Source organism: Reyranella sp. GW821-FHT12G01 (genome assembly GCF_058806575.1).
In genome coordinates, this window is record NZ_JBXAPV010000001.1 from 2,515,395 (window position 1) to 2,537,461 (window position 22,067).

Annotated in this window: 21 protein-coding genes; 9 read left to right on the top strand and 12 right to left on the bottom strand. The window is 62.7% G+C overall.

Features of this window, described 5'->3' with window-relative positions:
* Positions 1–6: 6 nt before the first annotated feature.
* Entirely contained in the window at positions 7–1,113 is a 1,107-nt protein-coding gene (locus AC1RP5_RS12060) for an HlyD family secretion protein (RefSeq protein WP_493110879.1), read from the bottom strand.
* On the bottom strand, positions 1,110–1,559 hold the full coding sequence (locus AC1RP5_RS12065; RefSeq protein ID WP_493110880.1) for a MarR family winged helix-turn-helix transcriptional regulator: 450 nt from the start codon (positions 1,557–1,559) through the stop codon (positions 1,110–1,112). The genes AC1RP5_RS12060 and AC1RP5_RS12065 overlap by 4 nt, the downstream gene beginning before the upstream one ends.
* A 45-nt stretch (positions 1,560–1,604) precedes the next feature.
* Here AC1RP5_RS12065 and AC1RP5_RS12070 point away from each other — a divergent pair, with 45 nt between their 5' ends.
* Together AC1RP5_RS12070 and AC1RP5_RS12075 are read left to right on the top strand one after the other, a co-directional pair.
* Positions 1,605–3,146 carry a DHA2 family efflux MFS transporter permease subunit gene (locus AC1RP5_RS12070; RefSeq protein ID WP_493110881.1) on the top strand — a complete coding sequence of 514 codons (1,542 nt, stop codon included), beginning with the start codon at positions 1,605–1,607 and terminating at the stop codon, positions 3,144–3,146.
* A 14-nt stretch (positions 3,147–3,160) separates the two neighbouring features.
* A complete protein-coding gene (locus AC1RP5_RS12075; protein WP_493110882.1) occupies positions 3,161–3,598 on the top strand; it encodes a VOC family protein in 438 nt (145 codons plus the stop codon).
* Here AC1RP5_RS12075 and AC1RP5_RS12080 read toward each other — a convergent pair.
* Positions 3,595–3,924, bottom strand: a complete 330-nt coding sequence (locus AC1RP5_RS12080) for a hypothetical protein (protein WP_493110883.1) — start codon at positions 3,922–3,924, stop codon at positions 3,595–3,597. The genes AC1RP5_RS12075 and AC1RP5_RS12080 overlap by 4 nt on opposite strands.
* Before the next feature lie 116 nt (positions 3,925–4,040).
* Here AC1RP5_RS12080 and AC1RP5_RS12085 point away from each other — a divergent pair, with 116 nt between their 5' ends.
* Positions 4,041–5,018 carry a Bug family tripartite tricarboxylate transporter substrate binding protein gene (locus AC1RP5_RS12085; protein WP_493110884.1) on the top strand — a complete coding sequence of 326 codons (978 nt, stop codon included), beginning with the start codon at positions 4,041–4,043 and terminating at the stop codon, positions 5,016–5,018.
* A gap of 3 nt (positions 5,019–5,021) precedes the next feature.
* On the opposite strand, the gene oxlT is transcribed toward AC1RP5_RS12085, so the two are convergent.
* The gene (gene oxlT, locus AC1RP5_RS12090) at positions 5,022–6,257 is read right to left on the bottom strand and encodes an oxalate/formate MFS antiporter (RefSeq protein WP_493110885.1); all 1,236 of its coding nucleotides are present in this window, start codon (positions 6,255–6,257) and stop codon (positions 5,022–5,024) included.
* 122 nt (positions 6,258–6,379) lie between these two features.
* Here oxlT and AC1RP5_RS12095 point away from each other — a divergent pair, with 122 nt between their 5' ends.
* The 3 genes from AC1RP5_RS12095 (at position 6,380) to AC1RP5_RS12105 (ending at position 12,419) form a co-directional block, all read left to right on the top strand.
* Positions 6,380–6,793, top strand: a complete 414-nt coding sequence (locus AC1RP5_RS12095) for an avidin/streptavidin family protein (protein ID WP_493110886.1) — start codon at positions 6,380–6,382, stop codon at positions 6,791–6,793.
* A 24-nt stretch (positions 6,794–6,817) separates the two neighbouring features.
* A complete protein-coding gene (locus AC1RP5_RS12100) occupies positions 6,818–10,858 on the top strand; it encodes an autotransporter outer membrane beta-barrel domain-containing protein (RefSeq protein ID WP_493110887.1) in 4,041 nt (1,346 codons plus the stop codon).
* A 265-nt stretch (positions 10,859–11,123) separates the two neighbouring features.
* On the top strand, positions 11,124–12,419 hold the full coding sequence (locus AC1RP5_RS12105; RefSeq protein ID WP_493110888.1) for a tyrosine-type recombinase/integrase: 1,296 nt from the start codon (positions 11,124–11,126) through the stop codon (positions 12,417–12,419).
* Positions 12,420–12,682: 263 nt separating this feature from the next.
* On the opposite strand, the gene AC1RP5_RS12110 is transcribed toward AC1RP5_RS12105, so the two are convergent.
* The 5 genes from AC1RP5_RS12110 to AC1RP5_RS12130 all read right to left on the bottom strand — a co-directional run bounded on the left by AC1RP5_RS12110 (position 12,683) and on the right by AC1RP5_RS12130 (position 17,285).
* A complete protein-coding gene (locus AC1RP5_RS12110) occupies positions 12,683–13,099 on the bottom strand; it encodes a terminase small subunit (protein ID WP_493110889.1) in 417 nt (138 codons plus the stop codon).
* 293 nt (positions 13,100–13,392) lie between these two features.
* Positions 13,393–13,563, bottom strand: a complete 171-nt coding sequence (locus tag AC1RP5_RS12115) for a hypothetical protein (RefSeq protein ID WP_493110890.1) — start codon at positions 13,561–13,563, stop codon at positions 13,393–13,395.
* A gap of 163 nt (positions 13,564–13,726) precedes the next feature.
* A complete protein-coding gene (locus tag AC1RP5_RS12120; RefSeq protein ID WP_493110891.1) occupies positions 13,727–15,613 on the bottom strand; it encodes an AAA family ATPase in 1,887 nt (628 codons plus the stop codon).
* 6 nt (positions 15,614–15,619) lie between these two features.
* A complete protein-coding gene (locus AC1RP5_RS12125) occupies positions 15,620–15,817 on the bottom strand; it encodes a helix-turn-helix domain-containing protein (protein ID WP_493110892.1) in 198 nt (65 codons plus the stop codon).
* A 616-nt stretch (positions 15,818–16,433) separates the two neighbouring features.
* On the bottom strand, positions 16,434–17,285 hold the full coding sequence (locus AC1RP5_RS12130) for a hypothetical protein (protein ID WP_493110893.1): 852 nt from the start codon (positions 17,283–17,285) through the stop codon (positions 16,434–16,436).
* Positions 17,286–17,420: 135 nt separating this feature from the next.
* Between AC1RP5_RS12130 and AC1RP5_RS12135 the strand changes: the two genes are divergently transcribed.
* The 3 genes from AC1RP5_RS12135 (at position 17,421) to AC1RP5_RS12145 (ending at position 21,019) form a co-directional block, all read left to right on the top strand.
* Entirely contained in the window at positions 17,421–18,167 is a 747-nt protein-coding gene (locus AC1RP5_RS12135) for a hypothetical protein (RefSeq protein WP_493110894.1), read from the top strand.
* A gap of 615 nt (positions 18,168–18,782) precedes the next feature.
* Complete coding sequence (locus AC1RP5_RS12140; RefSeq protein WP_493110895.1) at positions 18,783–19,925, top strand: hypothetical protein; 1,143 nt, start codon at positions 18,783–18,785, stop codon at positions 19,923–19,925.
* A complete protein-coding gene (locus AC1RP5_RS12145) occupies positions 19,925–21,019 on the top strand; it encodes an ABC transporter ATP-binding protein (protein WP_493110896.1) in 1,095 nt (364 codons plus the stop codon). Before AC1RP5_RS12140 ends, AC1RP5_RS12145 begins: the two co-directional genes overlap by 1 nt.
* A gap of 97 nt (positions 21,020–21,116) precedes the next feature.
* Here AC1RP5_RS12145 and AC1RP5_RS12150 read toward each other — a convergent pair whose 3' ends face one another.
* The 3 genes from AC1RP5_RS12150 to AC1RP5_RS12160 form a co-directional block, all read right to left on the bottom strand.
* Positions 21,117–21,224 (bottom strand): DUF4113 domain-containing protein, encoded by a 108-nt coding sequence (locus AC1RP5_RS12150; RefSeq protein ID WP_493113354.1) that lies wholly within the window; start codon positions 21,222–21,224, stop codon positions 21,117–21,119.
* 142 nt (positions 21,225–21,366) lie between these two features.
* A complete protein-coding gene (locus tag AC1RP5_RS12155) occupies positions 21,367–21,570 on the bottom strand; it encodes a DinB/UmuC family translesion DNA polymerase (RefSeq protein ID WP_493110897.1) in 204 nt (67 codons plus the stop codon).
* On the bottom strand, positions 21,507–22,043 hold the full coding sequence (locus AC1RP5_RS12160; RefSeq protein ID WP_493110898.1) for a LexA family protein: 537 nt from the start codon (positions 22,041–22,043) through the stop codon (positions 21,507–21,509). The genes AC1RP5_RS12155 and AC1RP5_RS12160 overlap by 64 nt, the downstream gene beginning before the upstream one ends.
* Positions 22,044–22,067 lie beyond the last annotated feature (24 nt).

Sequence of the window (22,067 nt, forward strand, 5' to 3'; positions counted from 1 at the left end):
GGTTCGCTACTTCGACTGCGCCGTGACGTCGTGCGGCGGGGTTGCCGGCGCCGGGGGCTGCGGCACGTCCTTCGTGCTGCCCAGCAGACTCGTGACCTCGCGCTGGCGGCCAGTGTCGATCTTGACTGTGGCCGTCATGCCCGCGCGCAGCGGCGATTCGCCGACATGAGGCAACAGCCGTAGCTTCACCGGCAGCCGCTGAACGACCTTCACCCAGTTCCCGCTGGCATTCTGCGGCGGCAGGATCGCGAACTCCGCACCCGTCGCCGGGCTCACGCTCTCGACCAGCGCCTCCCAGACTTCATCGGGGTAGGTGTCCAGCACCACGGTCGCCTTCTGACCGACCTTCACGTGGGTCAGTTCGGTTTCCTTGTAGTTCGCCTCGACCCAGGGCCGGCTCAGCACCACCAGCGAGAAGAGCGCCGTCGACGCCCTGATCTGCTCGCCCTGCTGCAGGCGCATGTTCACGACCACGCCGTCGACCGGTGCGCGGACCGTCGTGCGCGCGAGATCGAGGGCCGCCCGCTCCCGTGCCGCGATCTTCTCGCGAACCATGGGATGGGAATCGGCCGGAAGCTGCGGGTCGCCGTTCAATGCCGTCAGTACGCGCTGCAGCTTCTCGCGCGCTGTCGAGACGCGATCGGCGGCGGCGCGCGCATCGTTCTGCGATTCGTCGCGCTTGCTCGCGGACGCCACGCCCTTCACGGCAAGTTCCTCCTGCCGCTGCGCCTGGCGCTGGAAATAGACGGCACGCGCCTCCGCATCGGCCAATTCCGCGACGGCTTCGCGCCAGACGCCGCGCAGCGTCTCGACATTGGTCCGTGCCGAATCGAGTTCTGCCTCTGCGCTGTCGAGCGCCAGCCGGAACGGCCGCGATTCGATCGTGAGCAGCGGCTCGCCGGCTTGCACGGTCGCATGATCCTTCGTCAGGACGCGGCGGACCTGGCCAGAGACTTCGGGTGCGATCTGGACGATGTGGGCCTTCACGTAGGCGTTGTCGGTCGAAACGTAGCGACCGCCCGACAGCCACCACCAGCCCGCTCCGCCGACCGCGATCAGCGGAACCACGAACAACAGCGCCAAGCGCAGGACGGGAACCGGCCGGCGGCTCATGATCCGTGCGCTCCCGCCATCGACTGGAGCTGGCCCTTAACCCGCGCCGCCAGTCGCGTGAACTGGTCGCGCTCGGCGGCGGAGAGCGGCGCCAGTGCGTCGTCGACCGTGGCCTCGGCGATCGCCCACATGTCCTTGTGCGCGCGCCTTGCGTCGTCGGTCAGGTGCAGGCGGTTGACCCTGCGGTCACCATTGTCGGCGCGACGCTCCACCCAGCCATTCTTCTGCATGCGGTCGATCATGCGGCCGGCGCTGGCGCGATCGATTTCGAGCATGTCGGCCAGCTCGGTCTGGCTTGCGCCGGGGCGGCGATAGAGACGGGTGAGCACCAACCACTGCGCACGGGTGAGGCCGATGTCGCGCACGCGGCGGTCGAACACAGTGCGGATCAGACGCGCAACGTCCGAGAGCACGTAGCCGATATATTCGTCGTCGTCTGGGCCCAAGGGTGCTCGCTCGAGATTGTTGCCTAGGCTACAATAGCCCAGGCCATGAGTTCAAGCGCGCCCACCGCCGACGCCGTACCGCCGGTTGCCGGGGAGGACGAAACCTCCCTCGGCAAGCGCATCCTGATTCTCGTCATGGTCGTCCTGGGCTCGACCCTCTACGCCACCACGCTGCTGATCGCCTCGACCCTGCTGCCCCAGATGCAGGGCACCATGTCGGCCACCCAGGACGAGATCGCCTGGGCGATGACCTTCAACATCCTCGCCACCGCCGTCGCCACACCGATGACCGGCTGGCTGGCGGCACGCTTCGGTCGGCGCGAGACCATGATCTGGTCGGTGCTGGCCTTCACCCTCACAACGTTGATGTGCGGCCTGGCCGATTCGCTGGAGACGCTGATCCTGTGGCGCGTGCTGCAGGGCGCGCTGGGCGCTCCGGTGATCCCGCTGTCGCAGACCATCCTGCTCGACACTTTCCCCAAGCGGCAGCAGGGGCTGGTCACGTCGATCTTCGGCATGGCCGTCGTCATCGGACCGGTGATCGGCCCGACCGTCGGCAGCATGCTGTCGGAACTCTATAGTTGGCGCTGGGCCTTCTACATGATCGTGCCGGTCGGCCTGATTTCCTTCGTCGGCCTGCGCCTCACCCTGCCCTACGACCGGCCGACGGGACGCACCAGCCTCGACTGGACGGGGTTCCTCTCGCTCTCGGTCGCCATTGCCTGCGTGCAGCTCGTTCTGTCGCGCGGCCAGCGGCTCGACTGGTTCGAGTCGGGCGAGATCCAGATCGAGGCCTTCATCGCCGTGATCTCCTTCTGGATCTTCCTCGCCCACAGCCTCACCGCCGAGCGGCCGTTCCTGAACCTGAAGCTCCTGCTCGACCGCAAATATGCGATCGGGCTCGTGCTGGTGCTGATTTACGGCATGCTGAACTTCACGCCGATGGTGCTGTTGCCGCCCCTGCTACAACAGCATGCCGGATTCCCCGACGCGCTGATCGGCGAGGTCATCGCTGCGCGTGGCGTCGGCGCGACCATCGGCTTCTTCCTCGCGATCTTCATCGGCCGCATGGATCCGCGTATCGGCCTGATCGCTGGCTTCACGCTCCAGACCCTCTCGGGCGTCTGGCTGATGGCGATCGACCTCAACGTCGACATGCATACGCTGATGCTGAACAGCATGCTGCAGGGCATCGCCGTCGGCGTGATCTGGGTGCCGCTCACGCTCGTCACTTTCTCGAACATGAGCGCGGCCAACCTGGCCGAGGGCACGGCGGTCTATCACCTGCTGCGAAACATCGGCTCCAGTTTCTTTATCTCGATCTGTGTCGCCGAGATCGTCCGCGCCACCAGCACCAACTACAGCCGCATGGTCGAACTGGTAAACCCCTACAACAAGGCGCTGGCATTGCCGTTCGTAACGGGTGGCTGGGACTACGAGACAGTGTCGGGCCTTGCGAAACTGTCGAAGGAAATCAGCCGGCAGGCCGCGATGATCGGCTATATCAACGCCTTCGGCCTCTACACGGCCTGCTCGGCGATGGCGATTCCCCTGATCCTGCTGATCGGCCGGCGCACAAGAAGATAGCGGAGGAAACGAGGATGGCGATCAAGGTGCTGGAGATCCATCACACGGGCTACCGGCTCGACACCGGCGCGGAGAAGCTCGAGGATACGGCGAGCTTCTACAGCGACGTGCTGGGCCTGCATCGCGACAAGGGCCGTCCAACCATTCCCGGCATCCCGGGCCTCTGGATCAACGTCGGCGAAGTCGGTCAGATCCACCTGTTCGGCGGCAATCAGCCCTCGCCCGTCGCCAAGGGGCCGGGCCAGGACCCGACCTTGCCGCACATCGCCCTAGCCGTGGCCGACATCGTCGAGAGCCGCAAGGAACTGGAAAGCATGGGCGTGAAATACTGGGCGATCGAAGGGCTCACGAGCCCGGATTCGCTGCAGCTCTTCCTCAACGATCCGTGCGGCAACATGGTCGAGCTGCATCAGGTCGACAAATGCCGCTGCACGGCGCGCAATCGCCTCTAGCGCTGCGCTCCTGACCGCGCTGCCTGATAGGCAGCCCGCGCGAGCTTCGCGGCCTTGAGTGCTGCCTCACGCCGGACCGCCGCGCGGTCGTCGAGGACATAGAGCAGGCCCGCGAAGAAGATGAAGGCGCCGCCCAGGATGTAATAGTGCCAGGCATCGAGGTAGAGCCTGAAGGTCACGACGACCAGGGGCACCGGGATGAACACCAGGGCGAACCGGATCCACGAGGCGCGATTGTAGGCCCGCACCGCTTCCCTCGCCTGCTTCTGGCGCTGCCACATCAGCCGACGCAGCGTCTCGAGATCGGGTGAAGGCTCAATGCTCACGCGCCCACCCGCCAGCGAACCACGGTTTCGAAGGACGATGCGATGACGGCGCGTGCACCCGATCCGGGCTCGTTTATCATGCTGCGACTGTAGACGCAGACGGGAGCTTTCAGGAAATGAAGTCGTTCAAGCGACGCACGACGATCGCCGCATTGCTTGCCGCCCTGCCCGCAACCCGCGCCTTCGCGCAAGCCGCCTATCCCGACAAGCCGATCCGTCTCGTGGTGCCGTTCGCCCCCGGCGGCAATGCCGACCTGACCGGCCGCCTCTTTGCCGAAGCGCTGGGCAAACGGCTGGGCCAGCAGGTCGTCGTCGAGAATCGCGGCGGCGCGGGTGGCGCGATCGGTGCGGAGGCCGTCGCCAAGTCTCCGCCCGACGGCTACTCGCTGGTCCTCGGCTCCACGGGCACGTTCCTCGTCAGCCCGCGCATGACCGGTGGCAAGCCGCCCTACACCTTGGCGAGCTTTGCGCCTGTCGCGCTCCTCAGCACTTCGCCGATGGACCTCGTCATCAACGCCAACAATCCGATCAAGGATTGGGCGGGCATGCTGGCCTATCTGCGCGCCAATCCCGGCAAGCTGACCGTCGGCCATCCCGGCAATGGCAGCACCAATCACCTGGCCCTGCTGCAGATGCAGAAAGCGCTCGACGTGCGATTCAACATCATTCCCTACAAGAGCAACGGCCTGGCGCTGAACGATCTTTTGGCCGGCCAGATCGACGCCGTGATCGACCAGGTGCCGGCGTCGATTGGGCATATCCGCGGCGGCCGCCTGCGCGCCATCGTCGTGACGACCGCGCGTCGCGCCGGCCAGCTTCCCGACGTTCCGACCTTGCAGGAGACGGGCGTCAAGGACTTCGCCAGCACCACGCCGATCGTCCTGATGGCGCCGGCCGGCACGCCGCCCGACATCGTGAAGAAACTGAACGACGCCGCCGCGAACGCGCTGGCAGACCCGGCAGTGAAGGAGAAGCTGATCGATCTCGGCGCGGAGACCGAGGCGCTCACGCCGCAGCAACTCGCAGCTTTCCTGCAGAAGGAAGATGCCTTCATTGAGGACCTGCAGAAAAGCGGCCTGCTGAAGCCGGAGTAATCCCTACTCCCGCTTGAGCCACGCCGCTCGCATCGGCCGCAGCACGGCGATGCCCAGCACGGCAGCGACGGCATTGGCGCCGACGGCAATGGCGAAGACGACCTGCCAATCGCCCGTCGCCCGCACCAGCGGATCCGCCAGCGGCACCAGCATGGCGGCGAAGCCCTTGGCCGTGTGCAGCATGCCGGCATTGGTGGTGGCATAGCCTGAGCCGAAATAGTCGGTGCAGGTCGCGGGGAAGAGGCTTGCCACCTCACCCCAGGCGAAGAAGACCAGACTGACCAGCAGCACGAACATCACCGGGTCCTGTCCCCAGCGGGCGAAGGCAAGGATGCTGAGCGCCCCCAGGGTGAAGGCGAAGAACATCGTGTTCTCTCGGCCGATATAGTCCGAGAGCCAGCCGCAGAGGGGGCGCGCGACACCATTGGCGATGCGGTCGAAGGTCAGCGCGAAGATCAGCGCCGGCATCGTGTATCCCATCAGGCTGACCGGCACGTCGGCGACCCCGAAGTTGCGGGCGATGCCGGCAAGATTGGCCGTGAAGGTCAGCCCGGCAGCGGTCACCAGCAGCGACATCACGAAGAGGATCCAGAACAGCGGCGAGCGCAGGACCTCGCCCGGCGTATGATCGTGCAGCGCATGCGGCAGTCGCTCGGGGATCGCGAGCACGCTGGCCTCCGGCTTGCGCAACGCCAGCGACGCGAGACAGACCAGCACGCCCTGCACGGCGCCGAACCAGAGGAAGGTCGCCTCGTAGCCGTATTGATCGATCGTGCCCTGCATCGGCAGGATGGTGAAGGCCGAGCCGATGCCATAGCCCGCAACGGTGAGACCGGAAGCGAGGCCGCGCCGGTCCGGGAACCATTTCAGCGCATTGCCGAGACAGGTGCCGTAGACGCAGCCGGCGCCGATGCCGCCCAGCACGGCAGCGAGATAGAGCAGCACCAGCGAATCGGCGACCGAATTCAGCGCGCCCGCGAGAGCGACCAGCACGCCGCCGGCCAGAGCCACGGGTCGCGGGCCGAAGCGGTCGACGAACCAACCTTCGAACGGCACCAGCCAGGTTTCACTCAGGATGAAGATCGTGAAGGCGACCTGGATCGCCGCCCGCCCCCACTCATGCTTCGCATTGATGGGATGCACGAACAGTGTCCAGCCGTGCTGCAGGCTCGAAATCATCACCATGCAGACGATGCCAGCCAGAAGCTGCGCCCAGCGATTGTGAAAGAGACCTGTCATGTTCGCCGGCAAACCGATCGCCTTCAGCAAAGTGTAGTGAAAGTCACTGATACGACCGTTTTAGCTGGAAATGCAGAAAGAGTTAGGCTGCATTGTTGCCGACAATTGTTTCAGGACCGTAGATGAACCAGCGCCTTCCGTCGATCCTCGGGCTCGGCCTTTCACTTGCTCTTTCCGTCGCGGCGCAACAAACAGCGGCACAGTCGCCGTCCGTCATCGGCACCTGGGCGAACGACCATGGATCGGTGCTGGTCATCCAGTCCGTCGGACCGGACGGAAGCGTCGCCGGGACTTATGCCAACAACGCGGCCGGCTACAAATGCGCCGGCACGGCCTTCCCCGTCGTCGGATGGATGGACGGGCCGCGCATCTCCTACACCGTCCGCTGGAAGAACGCGTCGCTCGACTGCGCGTCGATCACCTCCTGGACCGGCTACTTCAACGAAGGCCGTCTCGGAGTCGAATGGGTTCTGGCTTACGAGGAGAACGGTGCCTCCCGGGTGAGAATCGGCTCCGATTCCTACCGGCGCCAGTAGCCCATCACCGTCGACGGAACTGCCATGACGCCCCACGCGAAGCGCCTGCTCGCGGCCATTTTTCTGGCGCTCGTGCCACCTGTCGCGGGGCACGCACAGGATCTCGGCTACTACACCAATTCGCCCAACATCAGCGCCTTCGTCCCGTTCGTCGACGGACCCGCGAGCGCGACCCGGAGCGCCATCCTCTCCACGACCCTGACCGCCACGGACATATCCCCGAGCGTGCCGACCTTCGCCGCGGACGTGAGGTTCACAATGGACACCGGTTCGACCGGCATCGCGATCTCCGCCGACAAGTTCAATCCGGATCCGGGCGGCCTGAACTCGCAACCGGGCTTCATCAAGTACAGCAGCAGCGACATCACCGAGAGGGGTTACCTCGCCACTACCACCGTGGCCTTCCGGAACGCCGCGGGCGACGTTGTCGCCACCTCCTCGGTCCAGGTGCTGGTCGTGACGGAGGTCTGCGACAAGGCGAACAACTGTCACCCGGCAGTGAATGTCAGTTATTTCGGTGTCGGCTTTAATCGCAACGGCATCCAGTCCGGCACGCCCGACCATTCCACCTCGGTGACCAACGCCAATCCATTTCTCAATCTGACCAGCATCACCGGCGTTTCGGATTCGGATTTCTCCAAGCTACGCCCTGGCTACGTGATCACCAACAACGGATCGGTCGCGGTGCCGCAGGCGACCGGGGTGACGCTCGGCATCACCTCGGCCGTCAACAGCGCCAACTACGCCTTCGCCAAGCTGACGCCCGACACCAGCGGCACGGCGCCTCCCGCCGGTTGCCCGTCACCCTGCCAGAGCTGGAACCCCATGGTGGCGACGGTCACCACCGGAAATGGCGCCACGACCGCGACGGCGAACAACGTGCCTTTCCTGCCCGACAGCGGCGTCGACTACATGCTGCTGTCGCCGCCCGAAGGCAGCGGCCTCGCGACAGGCCCGGCCGCGCCCGTCGGCACCACCATCCAGATCACCCTGCCCGGCCAGGTGGGTGCCACCGCCGGTGGCTCCTACAACTTCACCGTCACGGATCCACCGAACCCCGCCAATCCGCTCACGCCAAACCACGTGCAGGTCGACAAAGGCTCGCCGAACGTCAATACCGGCATCGCCTTCTATACGGGCTTCGACTACATGTACGATCCCGTCGGCGGCTTCATCGGATACCGCGCGAACGGCGCCGTGAGTGCCTACTCGTCGTCCTCTCCGATCCTGTCATTGGTCGGCGATGTCGCCCTGCCGACGGCCTTCACCACCAACTATCTCACGGACCTCGTGGGCAATACCTCGCTCCTGCCGTTCGACACCGCGACCTTCCAGAGCGCGATCAGTGGCGTCGGCCGGCTGACGATCGGCAGCGGGACCGTCGTGCTGCAGGCCGCCAACACCTATTCCGGCGGCACCGACGTGGCCTCGGGCGCGACCCTGCGGTTCGGCTCCGGCGGCTCATTGCTGGCGTCCGGCGCATTGAACGTCGACGGCACGCTCGACCTTGCGAACAACAACCAGACGGTCGGTGCGCTCTCGGGCAGCGGCTCGATCCTGCTGGGCAGCGCCACGCTGACGGCGGGTGGCGCCACGAACAGCACCTTCTCCGGCGTGATCGACGGCAGCGGCGCCTTCGTCAAACAGGGAGCTGGCGTGCTCACGCTGACCGGCGCCAACACCTATACCGGTGGCACGGTGGTGCAGGCGGGCACGCTGCAGGGCACGACGACCAGCCTCAAGGGCGACATCGTCACCAATGCCATGCTCGCCTTCAGCCAGCCGTTCGACGGCATCTATTCAGGCATCATCTCCGGCATCGGCGGTCTCACCAAATCCGGGACGGGCTTCGTCACCCTGACGGGCGCCAACAGCTATACGGGCGGCACGTTCGTCCAGGCCGGTGTCCTCCAGGGCACGACGGCGAGCCTGCAAGGCAACATCGTGAACAACGCCATCGTCGCCTTCGAGCAGAACGCGGCTGGCACCTATGCCGGGAACATGTCGGGCACCGGCAGCGTCAGCAAGCGCGGACCAGGCACGATCACCTTCTCAGGCACCAACAGCTACAGCGGCGGCACGACGCTCTACGACGGCACGTTGAAGGGCACCACGAACAGCCTGCAGGGCAACATCGCCAATGGCGGCGAGATCGTCTTCGATCAGAACTTCAGCGGCACCTATGCCGGAAGCATGTCCGGTAGCGGCCGCGTGACCTTGCTGGGCAGCGGCCTCGTCTCGTTCACGGGCGTCAACAGTTTCACCGGCGGCCTGAACGTGGCCGGCGGCGGCACACTGCAGGGCAACACGAACAGTCTCGAGGGCGACATCGCCATTGCGGCCAACAGCACGGTCCTGTTCAACCAGACCGGCTACGGTGTTTTCGCCGGCGTTCTTTCGGGCGATGGCCGTCTTGGACTGACCGGCGGCGGCACGGTCAATCTGACCGGCATCAACACCTACACCGGCCCAACGACCGTCTCGAACGGCCTGCTGGCGGTAAACGGCAGCATCACCAGCGATGTCACGGTGGGCGCGAGCGGTGGCCTGGGCGGCAATGGCTTCGTCTTTGGCAACGTGAGCAACTCAGGCACGCTCTCCCCCGGCAACTCGATCGGCACGTTGAACATCGCCGGCAACCTCAGCCAGACCGTCGGCAGCACCTACCAGGTCGAGCTCAACAACCAGGGCCAGAGCGACCGCGTCAACGTCGGCGGGCTCGCCACCCTGGGCGGCAGCGTGAACTTCATCGCCTATTCCGGCGCCTATGCCGCCTCCCAGACCTACACCATCCTCAATGCCGTGGGCGGCCTCGCCGGCACCTATGCCAGCGTCATGGGCAATTACGCCTTCCTCTTCCCCTCGCTGAGCTACGACGCCAACAACGTCTATCTCACCATCAGCCGCAGCTTCGCCCGCGGTGCCCAGACCCCGAACCAGGCCGCCGTCGGCGCCGTGTTCGACGCCAACGCCGCCTCCGCCACCGGCGACTTCGCCAATGCCATTGCCGCCCTCTCCACCCTCTCGCCCACCGCCGGCACCGCGGCCCTCACGGCGCTGAGCGGCCAGAACTATTCCGGCTTCGCCTCCGTCGGCGTCCAGAGCGCCCAGCTCTTCATGAGCAACTTCGCCTGGCAGGCCGGCGGCTCCAGCGGCGGCAACAACCGCGTCGCGTTGGCCGAAGCCTGCGATGTCGCCTGCGACAGCGTCACGCCTGCTTTGTGGGGCGCCTGGGGCGGCGCGATCGGCGGCCTCGGCACGGTCGGCGGCAGCGCCAATGCCGGGACCCTCACCTACAATCTCGGCGGCTTCGCCGGCGGCATCGACCGCAAGCTCAGCCCCGACTTCCTGCTGGGCGTCACCCTGGGATACAGCGGCGGCACCCAGTGGGTGCAGGGCTTCCAGGGACAGGGCACCACCAGCACGGTTCAAGCGGGCCTCTACGGCAGCTACGCGCACGGGCCGCTCTATGTCGACGGGCTCGCGGCCTATGCCTATTCCGACAACCAGATGACCCGCCAGATCGCGATCCCCGGCATTGCCGCCTCGACCGCGCGCGGCCAGACCGGCGTCAACCAGGTGTTCGGTCAGGTCGAGACCGGCTACCGCTTCGACCTCGGCGGTCTCGCGCAGGCCTTCGTCACGCCGTTCGCGCGGCTGCAGGCCTCGACGGCCACGCAGGCCGCCTTCACCGAGAACGGCGCGGGCTCGCTCGGTCTCAGCGTCGCGGCCCAGACCACCAACTCGCTGCGCACGGTGTTCGGCGCCCAGCTCGGCGGCGCGATGGACCTCGGCTGGCGCGACCGGCTCGCGATGCAGTTCCGGCTGGGCTGGGGCCACGAGTTCGCCGATACGTCGCGTCCGGTGACGGCCTCGTTCCTTGGCGCCCCCGCCTCGCCCTTCACGACCTACGGCGCCACGCCGCTGCGCGACAGCGTCGTGCTGGGCCTCGCCGCCAACACCGCCATCGCCGACGCCGCCTCGGCCTATCTCCGTTACGAGGGCGATGTCTCTTACCAGAACGCCAGCCACGCCCTCACCGCGGGCGTTCGCATGACCTGGTAGCCGCCCCTCTGTCGTCCTGAGCGCAGCGAAGGACCTGGCGGAACAATCAAAGTACGGGGGATTTCTTGCGGCCACGGGCGGTTGGCGTTCCCTACGGGATTCGAACCCGTGTCGCCGCCGTGAAAGGGCGGTAACTTAGTCTGCCAACGTCTTCGCTCGTCTCCCAAAGTCCAATAAATACAATAATATTTACCACCAACGTCTTTGCTTGTTGACCATCGGTTGCTCCCGTATATTGGACACGAGTTGGACGAAGAGGAAGCGCATGGCGCGGATTGTTCGCGACGCGACGTTGGATAGCCGCACCGCACGAGCTCGGCTGAAGGTTCGGGCAAAGCCTTACTACCGCGCGCTCGATCCGGGCCTTCACCTTGGATATCGCCGCAGCGCCGATGGCGGTGCGTGGCTGGTCCGCACGTATTTGGGTGAGCAGAAATACCGGCTTGAGAAGATCGGCACGGCCGATGACAAGGCTGACGCGGATGGCGTCGCGATCCTCAATTTCAGCCAGGCCCAGACGGCGGCGCGCCAGCGTGGGGTGGCGATTACTCGCCAGGCTGCCGGCCTGCACGATGCCGGGCCCTATACCGTTTCACTAGCCATTGAGGATTACATCGGGTGGCTTGAGCAGCATCGTAAAACTGCCCGCGACGCCAGGTGGGCCGCCGACGCGTTTATTGTCCCTAGGCTGGGGCGCTTTGAATGCAACCGACTGACGGCGCCTCAGCTGAGAAAATGGCTTGGAGAAGTCGCTGAGGCACCGCCCCGCCTCCGTGTGGCGGCCGGCGCCAGGATCAAGCATCGCGACATGGACGACAACGACGAGGCTCGACGCCGGCGCCGATCGACCGCCAACAGAATCCTGACGACCCTCAAGGCCGCCTTAAACAGAGCATGGCGCGAGGGTCACACGGCCACCGATGAAGCGTGGCGCCGTGTGAAGCCGTTCCCAGGGACGGACGCGTCGCGGGTCCGATATCTCACCCCGGCGGAGTGCGTCCGGCTCATCAATGCGTCGCCGACAGGCTTCCGAGAGCTAGTGCAGGCCGCATTACTGACGGGCTGCCGCTTCTCAGAACTAGCGGCTCTTGTCGTCAGCGACTTCAACGCTGACTCCGGAACGCTATCCGTCCGAATCAGCAAGACGGGCAAGCCCCGCCACGTCGTCCTGACTGAAGAAGGGTCGGCCTTCTTTTCGCGGCTCGTCATCGACAAGCTCGGCACGGATCTCATCCTGAGGCGGGCCGACGACGAATGCACAGCCTGGGGCAAGTCTTTTCAGGCCAGACCAATGCGGGCCGCCTGCAAAGCCGCCAAGATCGTTCCAGCAATCAATTTCCATGGGCTGCGTCACACTTGGGCATCCCTGACTACGATGAACGGCGCGCCGTTGTTGGTGGTGGCCAAAAACCTGGGCCACACCGACACCCGTATGGTCGAAAAGCACTATGGCCACCTCGCCCCATCGTTTATCGCGGATGCAATTCGGGGAGCCGCGCCGCGGTTCGGGATTGCCCCAGATGCCAAGGTGGTCCCCCTCGCCCGTCAGGCATCCCAGTGAGTGCCCGCACACCCCTCGCGGCCCTAATCGGCGCGCTTTCCCTGAGCGGCTGCACTGTTGACCCACAGCACACCTATTGGCGCCACGACACAATCCCGCGTGACGCTGGCCAAGCTCAGCTTGAGCGCGACAATGCGCGATGCCTCAACGAGGGAATGGCAATCGCTGCGATGAACCCTTACGCCCACGCGTCCACTGTTCACCGCAACTGTATGGCGGCAAGCGGCTGGACGCTGGTTCGCTCGTCCTAGCTCGCCTGGTGGCTAAGCGCTGGCGGCCCGCCCGTCGGGGAAGGTGGCCGCAATAGCCAGCAGCTCGTCCATGCTCATCTCCCGTAGGGGCTTCATCGACTCTTCAGCTCCCGCATCCCCCCGGAGAGCCGCCAAGCCCGCGCGGTCAAAAGTGGTCTTTATGAGCTCAACCCTTGCGCCTGCCGGCGTCTTGGGGTCCTCGAGCATCATTTTCACCTGGCCGATGGAGATGGCTGCCAGCTCGGTGAACGCCCGGCGCTGTTCGCGATTGATGGCCTCAAGGATGTGGCTTTTTTCTAGCAGCTGGTAGGCGTACTTGCCTGCGCTTTTCTCTGAAAAGCCGGCGATGCGTGCCGCCTCAGCCCCCTTCCCTCCATTGCGGACGTATTCCCGCACGAAGGTCTGCTGAGAGTCGGTGAGTTCGGGCACTGGGCGATCCTTGTTTATCAAGCGCCCAGTATATCATCTCGCCTACTTGCTCCGCATATCCCCAGCAATGAGCGCAGCCGTCGCGAGTTGGGTCAGCTTCACCCCCTCCCTGCAAGCCGCCTTTAGGGCGGCCTCCCGTTCGGCTGGCTTGAGAGATGCGTCTTCGGCTGCATCTAAGGCAGCGCACCCAACGGCCCGAATCTCATCCACATCGACGGCCGGCTGGGCTGCAGAGGCACCCTCGGCAACGAGTTCCGCTAGCAACAATTGCCCGGCATCCTGTTCGCCGGCCATCAGGCAGTCGCCCTAGTGTTCAGGTCGCGCGTGAGAACCAACCGGCCAAGGCCATAGGTTCGGCGATGCCGGACGATGGCTGCGCCGAGGGTTTCGCCACGCCGGATTACGAGGGCCTGGTTGCGCGCCACTGATTCAATCATTCGTGTCTCCATCATGTTGTTGATCATCTGTCTTCCCATCCTTGCTTCCCGTGCGCGCTCTTAAGACTGAGAGTGGTAGTGGCCCCTTGGGAGACACCTACCCTCTCTCTTAGTGGCAACGGTCAACGGAAAAGCCTGAAAACATTGAGTTTTAGAGATGCCGTTGCCGTCGCTGACCGGCAACGCTAACTCATTGATTTTCCTGCATTTCGTTCCGTGCTGACCGCGTTGCCGCGTCGACCGAATTAGCCTCGGCAACGACGGCAACGGATGATTGGGCGTCGATTGGCAGCAGCCGGCCGGCCTCGTCGGCAACGATCACGCCAGATGAAATTGCCCTGCGTGTTGCTTCGCGCACAGTCTTACGCGGCATGTCCGTCAACTCGGGAAGATTGCTCTCGAAGATGCCTCGCTTTCCTGAGAACCGGAGATCAATTCCGGAGGAGGCCGCGCCCTCGACCGCCGCTACGATCCGGGGCACGAAGCCGTCCGGCGCCTCGGCGGCGGGCGCCTGTGGCGAGCTTTGTCCTTCCAATCGTAACGGCAAGAGTCGAAGCGTCCCGCTTGTCTGATAGAACTTTACCGACTCAGTTTGCATCGCCGCCGGCGGCGGCACGTTGTGCTTTGCCACCCCCACCGTGATCGTCTCGCCCCGGCGCAGCATCCCAATGCAGGCCCGTGCGCGGGCCTTGAAGGCTCCGGAGCCACGCAACGTCTCGACTACGTCACGTGGACTTGCCGGCCTCGCCCCTTTCTTGATGTGGTGCAACACTAGGACGGCGCAACGCTTCTCGGCGGCAATACTGGCCAATTTTGCCAGGAAGGGGTCGACGTCGTCGCTCTTGTCCTCGTTTCCCGGTCCGCCCTTCCCGTCGGTCAAGAAGCTCCGTGCCGGGTCGACGACCAAGAGGACCATATCCGGGATGCTGCGAATGCCTTCAAGAAGGGCGAACGGGTCGCCCCCATCTAGCGCCAGCTCAATAATGTCTGCGTCCGTCCCGTCCGGGCGGAGCGACGTAGCCCGAGCCGTCAGCCAGCCCGAGGGGTCCTCTCCACTTAGGAACACTGCGGTGCCATAGGCAATCTGGTCGGCTGTTACGCCAAGCCAGGTCATGCCGGCCGGGCGGGCCTCTGGCCGAGTGCCAACAAGCAAGGCCAGGTCGTGTGCGAGGGTGCTCTTCCCCACTCCCGAGTCGCCACCCAGCACCGACACAACGCCGGAAGGAATGTAACCCGGTGCCACGAACGACAGCGCACTGCCCTTGTCCTCCAGGATGCCCGGCAGCTTGATGAGAATGTCGACATTGCCGCCGCAGATTTTCATCTTGTTGGCAGCGCGAGCCAGAAGGCCGCCGTCCAGTGACAGTCTTTCCAGGCCAACCTCGCGCTCTGCTTCGGCCATATCTTGAAGGTGAGCTGCGCGCACGAATCCAATATCCGAAAGCCCGATTTCCCGCAGGCTCACCACCCATTCCTCATTGGCCGCTACCGCGCCCTCAAGGAACCCCCATCTCAGGACACAACGGCGAATGTCATGCTCACCGATCAACGCGTTTCTCTCGAACGCACGACCACCCGCCAGTTTGATCAGCTGCGTGCGCGCCGACCATTCACGCAGCCCAGCCTTTAACTGCCGCTCAATCTCTCGCTCCGCTGCCGCTTCCTCCCCGGCATAATAGTGACTAGAATTGTGCGACTTCACACCATTGTAGGCGCCGGTCGCATCATCCCAGACAACTTCCCATCCGCTTCCGGGGCGATCGGACCAACCGTTTTGGTCATCAAACGCGACAAACGCGCTCTGCCGGCGACTTTGCTTATCAAGAACGTGGAGACTGGCACCCGCCAACGCCTCCCACTCCTCCTCGCTCTCAAACTGAGAGGTCCCAGAGCTGTAAGGTCCGGCCGCTTCCATGTAGGCGTCGGCAATCGCCGCGGTTTCGCAAAGTCCCAGGATCCTCTCAAGTCCCCCTGGCTGCCCCCGGACGACAACGCGCGCATCAGCGTCGAAGCCGGCGCGAACGTGTGCCGCGCACCAGACTGCAATTCCCGCAACGATCTCGTCCTCATCGATCATAGCGACCTACTTTCCAGACACTTGAGCGCGCAACACCCAAGCATCGAGATCGGCCACTCGGATCAGGCGACGCCTGCCAATACGTGAACTGCGGAGCGTGCCATCGCTGATGGCTCCGTACAGGAATGCCCTAGATACGCCGGCCGCCGCCGCCGCCTCTGGCACCCGCATTGCAACTCTCGCGATATGTTGTGCTTCGGTCATTTGTGTCTCCAAGGAACTTCCAACGTTCGTGTTGGGACATAGTTCACTCAGGACGACTTCGCTGTCGACGCATCATTTCGTTGACACGAAGCGTGTCATCAAAAGAAAGAGTCGGCGCTTAGATGACCCGCTCCGGTTGTCTAATTGATGACACGATTTGCGAGATTCCTTGTGGCATCGGGATCAGTCAACGCTATCGCGTGCTTCGAACGGCTTCACGTCGACCGCGAGAAAGCACTGTCTCCCGTAGGTAGTGTTCCCTCACGTGGTGGAATCTTTTTTGAAGGTCTGGCTCGACCCGACGGCTCAGCGTTTAAGCGATGCCGGAGCGCTTGCAGACCAACGAAGCATCGGCCGCCGTCAGAGTAAAGTCTTGCTTTGGGATCGCATTGTCAGCGAACCTATGGCCCGCCAGGTACACTCATAAGCTTGGCAGAAATCAGGGCGGGTCCGGCCCGATCCCCCCCCAACCGCCCTCCCTCTCCACCAGCCGTCAGGTGCGGGGATCGCCCGCCTTGCGAAGGACGTCTAAGCCGGAATAGTTGACGTCAGCGGCTCCTTGACTGCCCGGCACGGGGTTCGGTCGTCAAGCCCCCCTTGTAGCGGCGCTGGGCGGCTATTTCTTAGAGGGGCTTTGCTCCATGTTTTCGACCAATGCGACGAGGCTCCCGTAGGCAGCCTTGCTCCAAACGTGAAAGTCGTTGCCAGCGCGTTGCGACCAATCAGGGCCTTGTAACAATGCCTCTATGAATCGAGCGGGGAAGCCCGTCGGGGAATATTCAGAGCCATCCACCTTTCCGATGATGGATCGAGCTGTTTTTATAGCCTCCGAGATCATCATGGTTACCTCGGGAGCCTTCGATGTGGACCTCACTAGATCCTCGGTACCCGATTTCTGCCCCTTAAAGTGCTTCAGCAGTTCCTCGTCGGTAGGCCGCCATTCCTCGGACCGCAGGTGAAGATCTGACACCTGCAGCGCAGCATTGAATACTCTTGCCTGAGCCACGAAATTTGGGAACGGTGCTGGTACGGAAGCCAGCCTAAAAGCTAGCGAAACTGCTCTGCCTAGGATTTCAACTCCTTCGGGGGATCGATAAAGCAATCCGTCAGGTTCATACGTGAGTCCATGACGAATTTTGAAGGCCGGCGACACCTCAGGGCAACCGAGGCGAGAAACGTTCACCAGCACGGTTAGATACCAAATTGCTTGAAATATCGCCCCGGCGCGATTTGGAAGATTACGCTCAAGCTCAAGGGGGAACCACGAGAGAAACCCATCGCCGGCCCACTTGAAAACCTCGCCTCCGGCCAAGTCGACCGCCGTTTTACCCACCGCATGCAGCCTCGGAAGGAAGTCCTCAAGAGCGTCCGCTTTCGCGTCGCTGTTCAGATAGGACGTGGACTGCTCAAGGTCGCAGACCCAGACAATGCCCCGCTGACGGACGTACTGAAACACCGGTATCTTCATGCTCTCCCCTTTTTTAACCCGCCCTGCGGGAGCTATATTCGGCGCAGTGAAACCGACGGTTGCCAGTCACGGCTGCCCCCCCTCGCCGGGTAAGGGCCGGGTGGCTTCCCGGTCCGTCGCTTTTGGGAAATTTAGATGCGCGTCTTCAAGCAGCTAATCTTCGAGTTTGCCATACCGTTCCTGATCGCCGTCGGCTGGACCGGCTACTCTGCCTACACCAGTCAGCACTATGGCACCGAAAAATTGATAGCCAATTTTGCTGGCGCTTTTTTCTTCGGGGCATGGGCGCTCGGCCAGATATTTCGCGTAATGAAGCAGCAGCGAGTGGAATCGGGCTTGGGCGGTATTGAATCAAAGATTCAAACAATGCTGGGTGAGCTCGCCCAACGAACGGAAGATCTTGTGAGCTACATTACGGGTGGCAAGAGCTGCTGCTATCTCTATGCCGTTCCATCATCGGAAGATGTAATCAGACAAACGACGTTGGTTCATCTAGGCAAACATCCGCTTTATGGCATCAGCTTGCAAGTTGCTGACTTGGATGCCGCTCAACTCATCGCCGCCGGCCCAGGCCTTACACCTAAGCTTGGTCGGCTAGGGAATTTACGGCAGGTTGGCGACCTGGCACCCGGCCAGACGCTCCGATTGCCTCCGATGTTTGAGGGATTTGCGGGCAAGATCGACAGAAAATTTAACGTTCTCTTCACCGCCAAGAACGGTTCGTTCGTTCAGAGTGTCCGGTATCGAAAGGTAGGAGACACTTGGCAGTGTGCGACCAAGATAGATTTTGACCAAGAGGTTCGGTTCGAGCGCTGCACCAACGGGTTTCCACGAGAGCCAGATGGTTCGATAAACTGGAAGTATCTACCAGACCAAGTTTAAAATATATGCTCGGCGAGAGCCTCGAGCGCCACCGCCGCCCGACGTAGCTTCGCGGCTGTCGCTGTCGCCTCGGCCGCCACCTCGGGGTTCGTCCGCGCCTTCGAGTCGAGGGCCGTCGCCATCGCGCGCAGGCGGGAGATCTTGGAGGTCCGAGAGAAGTCACACCTCACGAGGCAATCATTGGAGCCGCCACGCTTATCGATCAATTTGTGGCCTTTGGGATAAGGGGCACGGTGGCGACCGCCGCGCGGGTCGACTGGTGCGACGGGCGCTCGACCAGGCGTCTCGACGGCGTGCCAAATACCAACAGAACCGATAAAGCAGGCGACATCCGTTGCGACATGGTTGCCACAGTACATGATAAAATACACCCAGGGATGTGTGCGATATGGAGTTGCAGCTGGACCGTGGATATTCTGGCGTTGCCGAAACACCGTTAGACTCAACGAACTTGATGGCGACAGGTCCCGCTTCTGGGGTCTAATAAAGGCTTGCTAGCAGTCGCACCAAAGTCATACTGACCAGAGGTTGCAACACGGGGCGAGCACGGTGTTTTATAATGGGATCCCGCCTGCAGCTCTGTTTGTTGGCACGCAAGATCGGTAGCGGCTTCTAATGGCTTCCCTGGGTGAGTTGGTTCCCTTTGTTGGTCGCAATGAGCAGTTATCGGCCTACGAAGCCACTGTAGATTCGATATGGAATACCACAACTAGGAAGCATCTCCATTTCACCGGACCGGCCAAGACAGGCAAAACATATCTTTGCGTTGAGCTACGCAAGCGGTCGAAACAAGCCCAACGCGCTATCAGTCTCGACCTTGACCTGAGCGACCCTAATTTTTTCGATCCGTTCTTTCATTTGCTGAAGCTTAGAAAGGTAGCTCGCAAGCACGTACCAGGGATCAATACTGACGCCTTTGACTATGTTGCGATTTTGTTCGACTGCACCCATCGCGATGGAAGGCTGGTAGAGCGTTTCCTTAAGGATTCGAAGTTTGATCCTCAGACTGTTGTCAAAGTTCCTTTTGGTGAAGTGATTAAGAAGGGCGCGGCTTCCGCTGCTACGAACCTATGGAAAGCCGCCGGCATTGGGGGCCTCTTCTCCGGAACTGTTACGCTGGCGAGCGTGGCTGAGCATGTACCTACGGCTCTCATAGCCGGCGGAGCTACACTGGGCGGAGCGCTAGCTGGTAGTGTCTGCGCGATCGCTTATAAAATTTTCCGCCGAAAATTTCGGGAGCGCCAGCTGAGGGCGTTCTGTGCGCCTGTTGAGGTTTTGGCGTCCAAACTAGACCCGCCTCGAGCGGGTGAGCTCCTCGAGTTGCTACCTGGCCTGCTTAGTGATGCACTAGATGATGCGGCGTCTGCAGAGCCGGAGGTCATAGGCATATTCATCGAGCCGACGGAACACCTGACTGGAAGAAACGATGCTGGCAGGAGGACTGGGCGGACTCTTCTTGCTGCTACCGTAGGCATTCGGCGCTCGATCATCGTTACAACTTCCGAACGACCGTTTCAGGCGTGGATGCCGAGCGAGATAGGAAACCTATTCACTTCGATGAACCGCAGCACAGATTTGATGACTCTTGGCAAGTTAAAGCCGGACGAAGTCAGGCCTGCACTTTGTGCCGCTGGTGCAGACGTAGATATCGCTCTCGAAGAGATGATTGAAGCAGACGGCGAGATTTCACCAGTGCGTTTTAGAGACTGGTGGACCGCATGGTTACGTAATCGCGCAGCAAGCGGCCAGAGCAAGTGATGGCTGAAGACCGCTCGAACCTAGACGAGTTCATTTCTGCAGAGTTCCAGCAACGCTTCCTGGCGCTTGTTGCTGCCTGCGATCGGGCCGCCGGGGATCAAAGTCCTAGTGCCATTGTGTCAGTTGTTGAGGCAGCGAGGAAACTGCCGCCGTGGTTGTCAAACCCGCCGCTGCAGCACCTGCTTAGTCGCATTCACAGCATAGAAGGCAAAACCAGTCCGGTGCTGTTCGCTTTGGTAAGTGAAACCGCGGCCAGAGCGGAATTACCAAACGATCGATACAAAGAGATTTGGCACTCCTTCACAGGCCGGCCGATTACCGAATTCGCTATTGAAGCCCGGAATATTGGTAAAGCGTTTCAACTCTACGCTCATCGCAATGATTGGCTGAAACAGGTTCTGTTCGGTTGGTGGAAGTCGTATTTCAAGCCCTTCTGGGTACTGCGCGACATCAACCTCCAAGTGAAGCCAGGTGAGAGTGTGGGGATCCTTGGCCGCAATGGCTGCGGCAAGTCCACCCTGCTGCAGGTGATCTGCGGAATGACCTTGCCGAGCCACGGTGAACTCAGGGTTCACGGCCGCATCGCGCCGGTACTGGCGCTCGGCTCGACCTTCGACATTGAACTGTCGGGCCGCGAGAACGTCCTGATCGGCGGCGCGGTGCTGGGCCTCAAGCGCGGGGAAGTGCTGCGCAAGTTTGATTCGATCGCGGAATTCGCCGGTATCGGCGAATACATGGAACAGCCGGTGAAGCATTATTCGATGGGCATGAAGACCCGTCTGGCCTTCTCGATCTGCGCCCATGTCGAGGCCGAGATCCTGGTGGTCGACGAGGCGCTGTCGGTCGGCGACGCTGCCTTCCAGCGCAAATGCCTCGACTGGATCGACAATTTCCGCAAGACCGGCACATTGCTGTTCGTCTCGCATTCGATGGCCGAGGTTCGTCGTCTGTGCAACCGCGCTATCTGGATCGAGGAGGGCCGCATCCGCGAAGAGGGAGATCCCAACGACGTGATTCGCTCCTATCACCGCGCGCTATTGGTTGAAAACGACGATAGTCGGAGATTCTCAACACAGAGGGAGAGGTCGTTCTGAGTTCGAATCTCGGTGGCAGCAGATGATCGACCGCTCCCAGCTATTCATGGCCTCGGCAACAAGGACAAGTCCGCTACTTGACGACAATCAGCTCACCTCAGCTGGTCCTATATCGTTGGCTTAGCATCTCATTGCGCATAAGCCACGACCGGTGCGCGTGGGTCCTTCCGAAGCAGACCGCATCCCGCCCGAAGCGTGCATTCAGAGTCGAGCACTTTCATGCGAGAGAGGGACCGCGAGTTGTCGCGCTCGTTGAACAAGCCGCTGCCGACCGTGCTGGCCTTCACGAGATCGATCAGCATCACGCCAGCCGTTTTGTAGCGGTAGCCGTCCCGCCAGATGGCGCCCTAGGCGGCCTGGGCGGCGGCGATTAGCTTGGCGGTGTCTGAGGTCGCCACCGGAAGCGTCACCCGCTGAATCGGCATGTACTGCGCTTCCTGTTCTCGAAACGGGTTGGTCTGCTGGAACACCGACAGGTGCGTGGTCACTAGGCCTTGGCGGCGCAACTTGATGGCGGCGCGTGAGGCAAAGGCGCTGACAGCTTCGGCCACCTGGTCCTGCGCGGTGAGCGCCTGCCCGAATAGGCCGGGTTCTCGGGATGCAGCCAGCCTCGGCCCCAGCGGCACCGGAAGCGATTTAATGTGAGCTCGCCATCAACGAGCGCCACGACGATCGATCCGTCGACCACGGACTTGGCTCGGTTGACCACCGCCAGGTCGCCGGCGAAGAGACCGATGCCCGTCATGCTGTCGCCCGCAACCTTCACCGCGAAGGTCGTCGGGGCGTTCTCGATCAGCAGCTCGTTGAAGTCGAGTGGCCGGTCGAGATAGTCGTTGGCTGGAGACGGAACGCCGCACTCCGCGACGGCCGACACCAGCGGCGCGGTTAGCGCCAGCCGTGCCTCGACCGGGCAAGCGGGAAAAAAGTCGACGGCGACGCAGAGGAAGGATGGACGCCACGACGACATGCCGCCGACCGCTGATAGCTGGGGGCGAAGTTTGTGGTCGATGAAGCTGCGGACCATGACACGCCCCGCGGGGCGCCGACG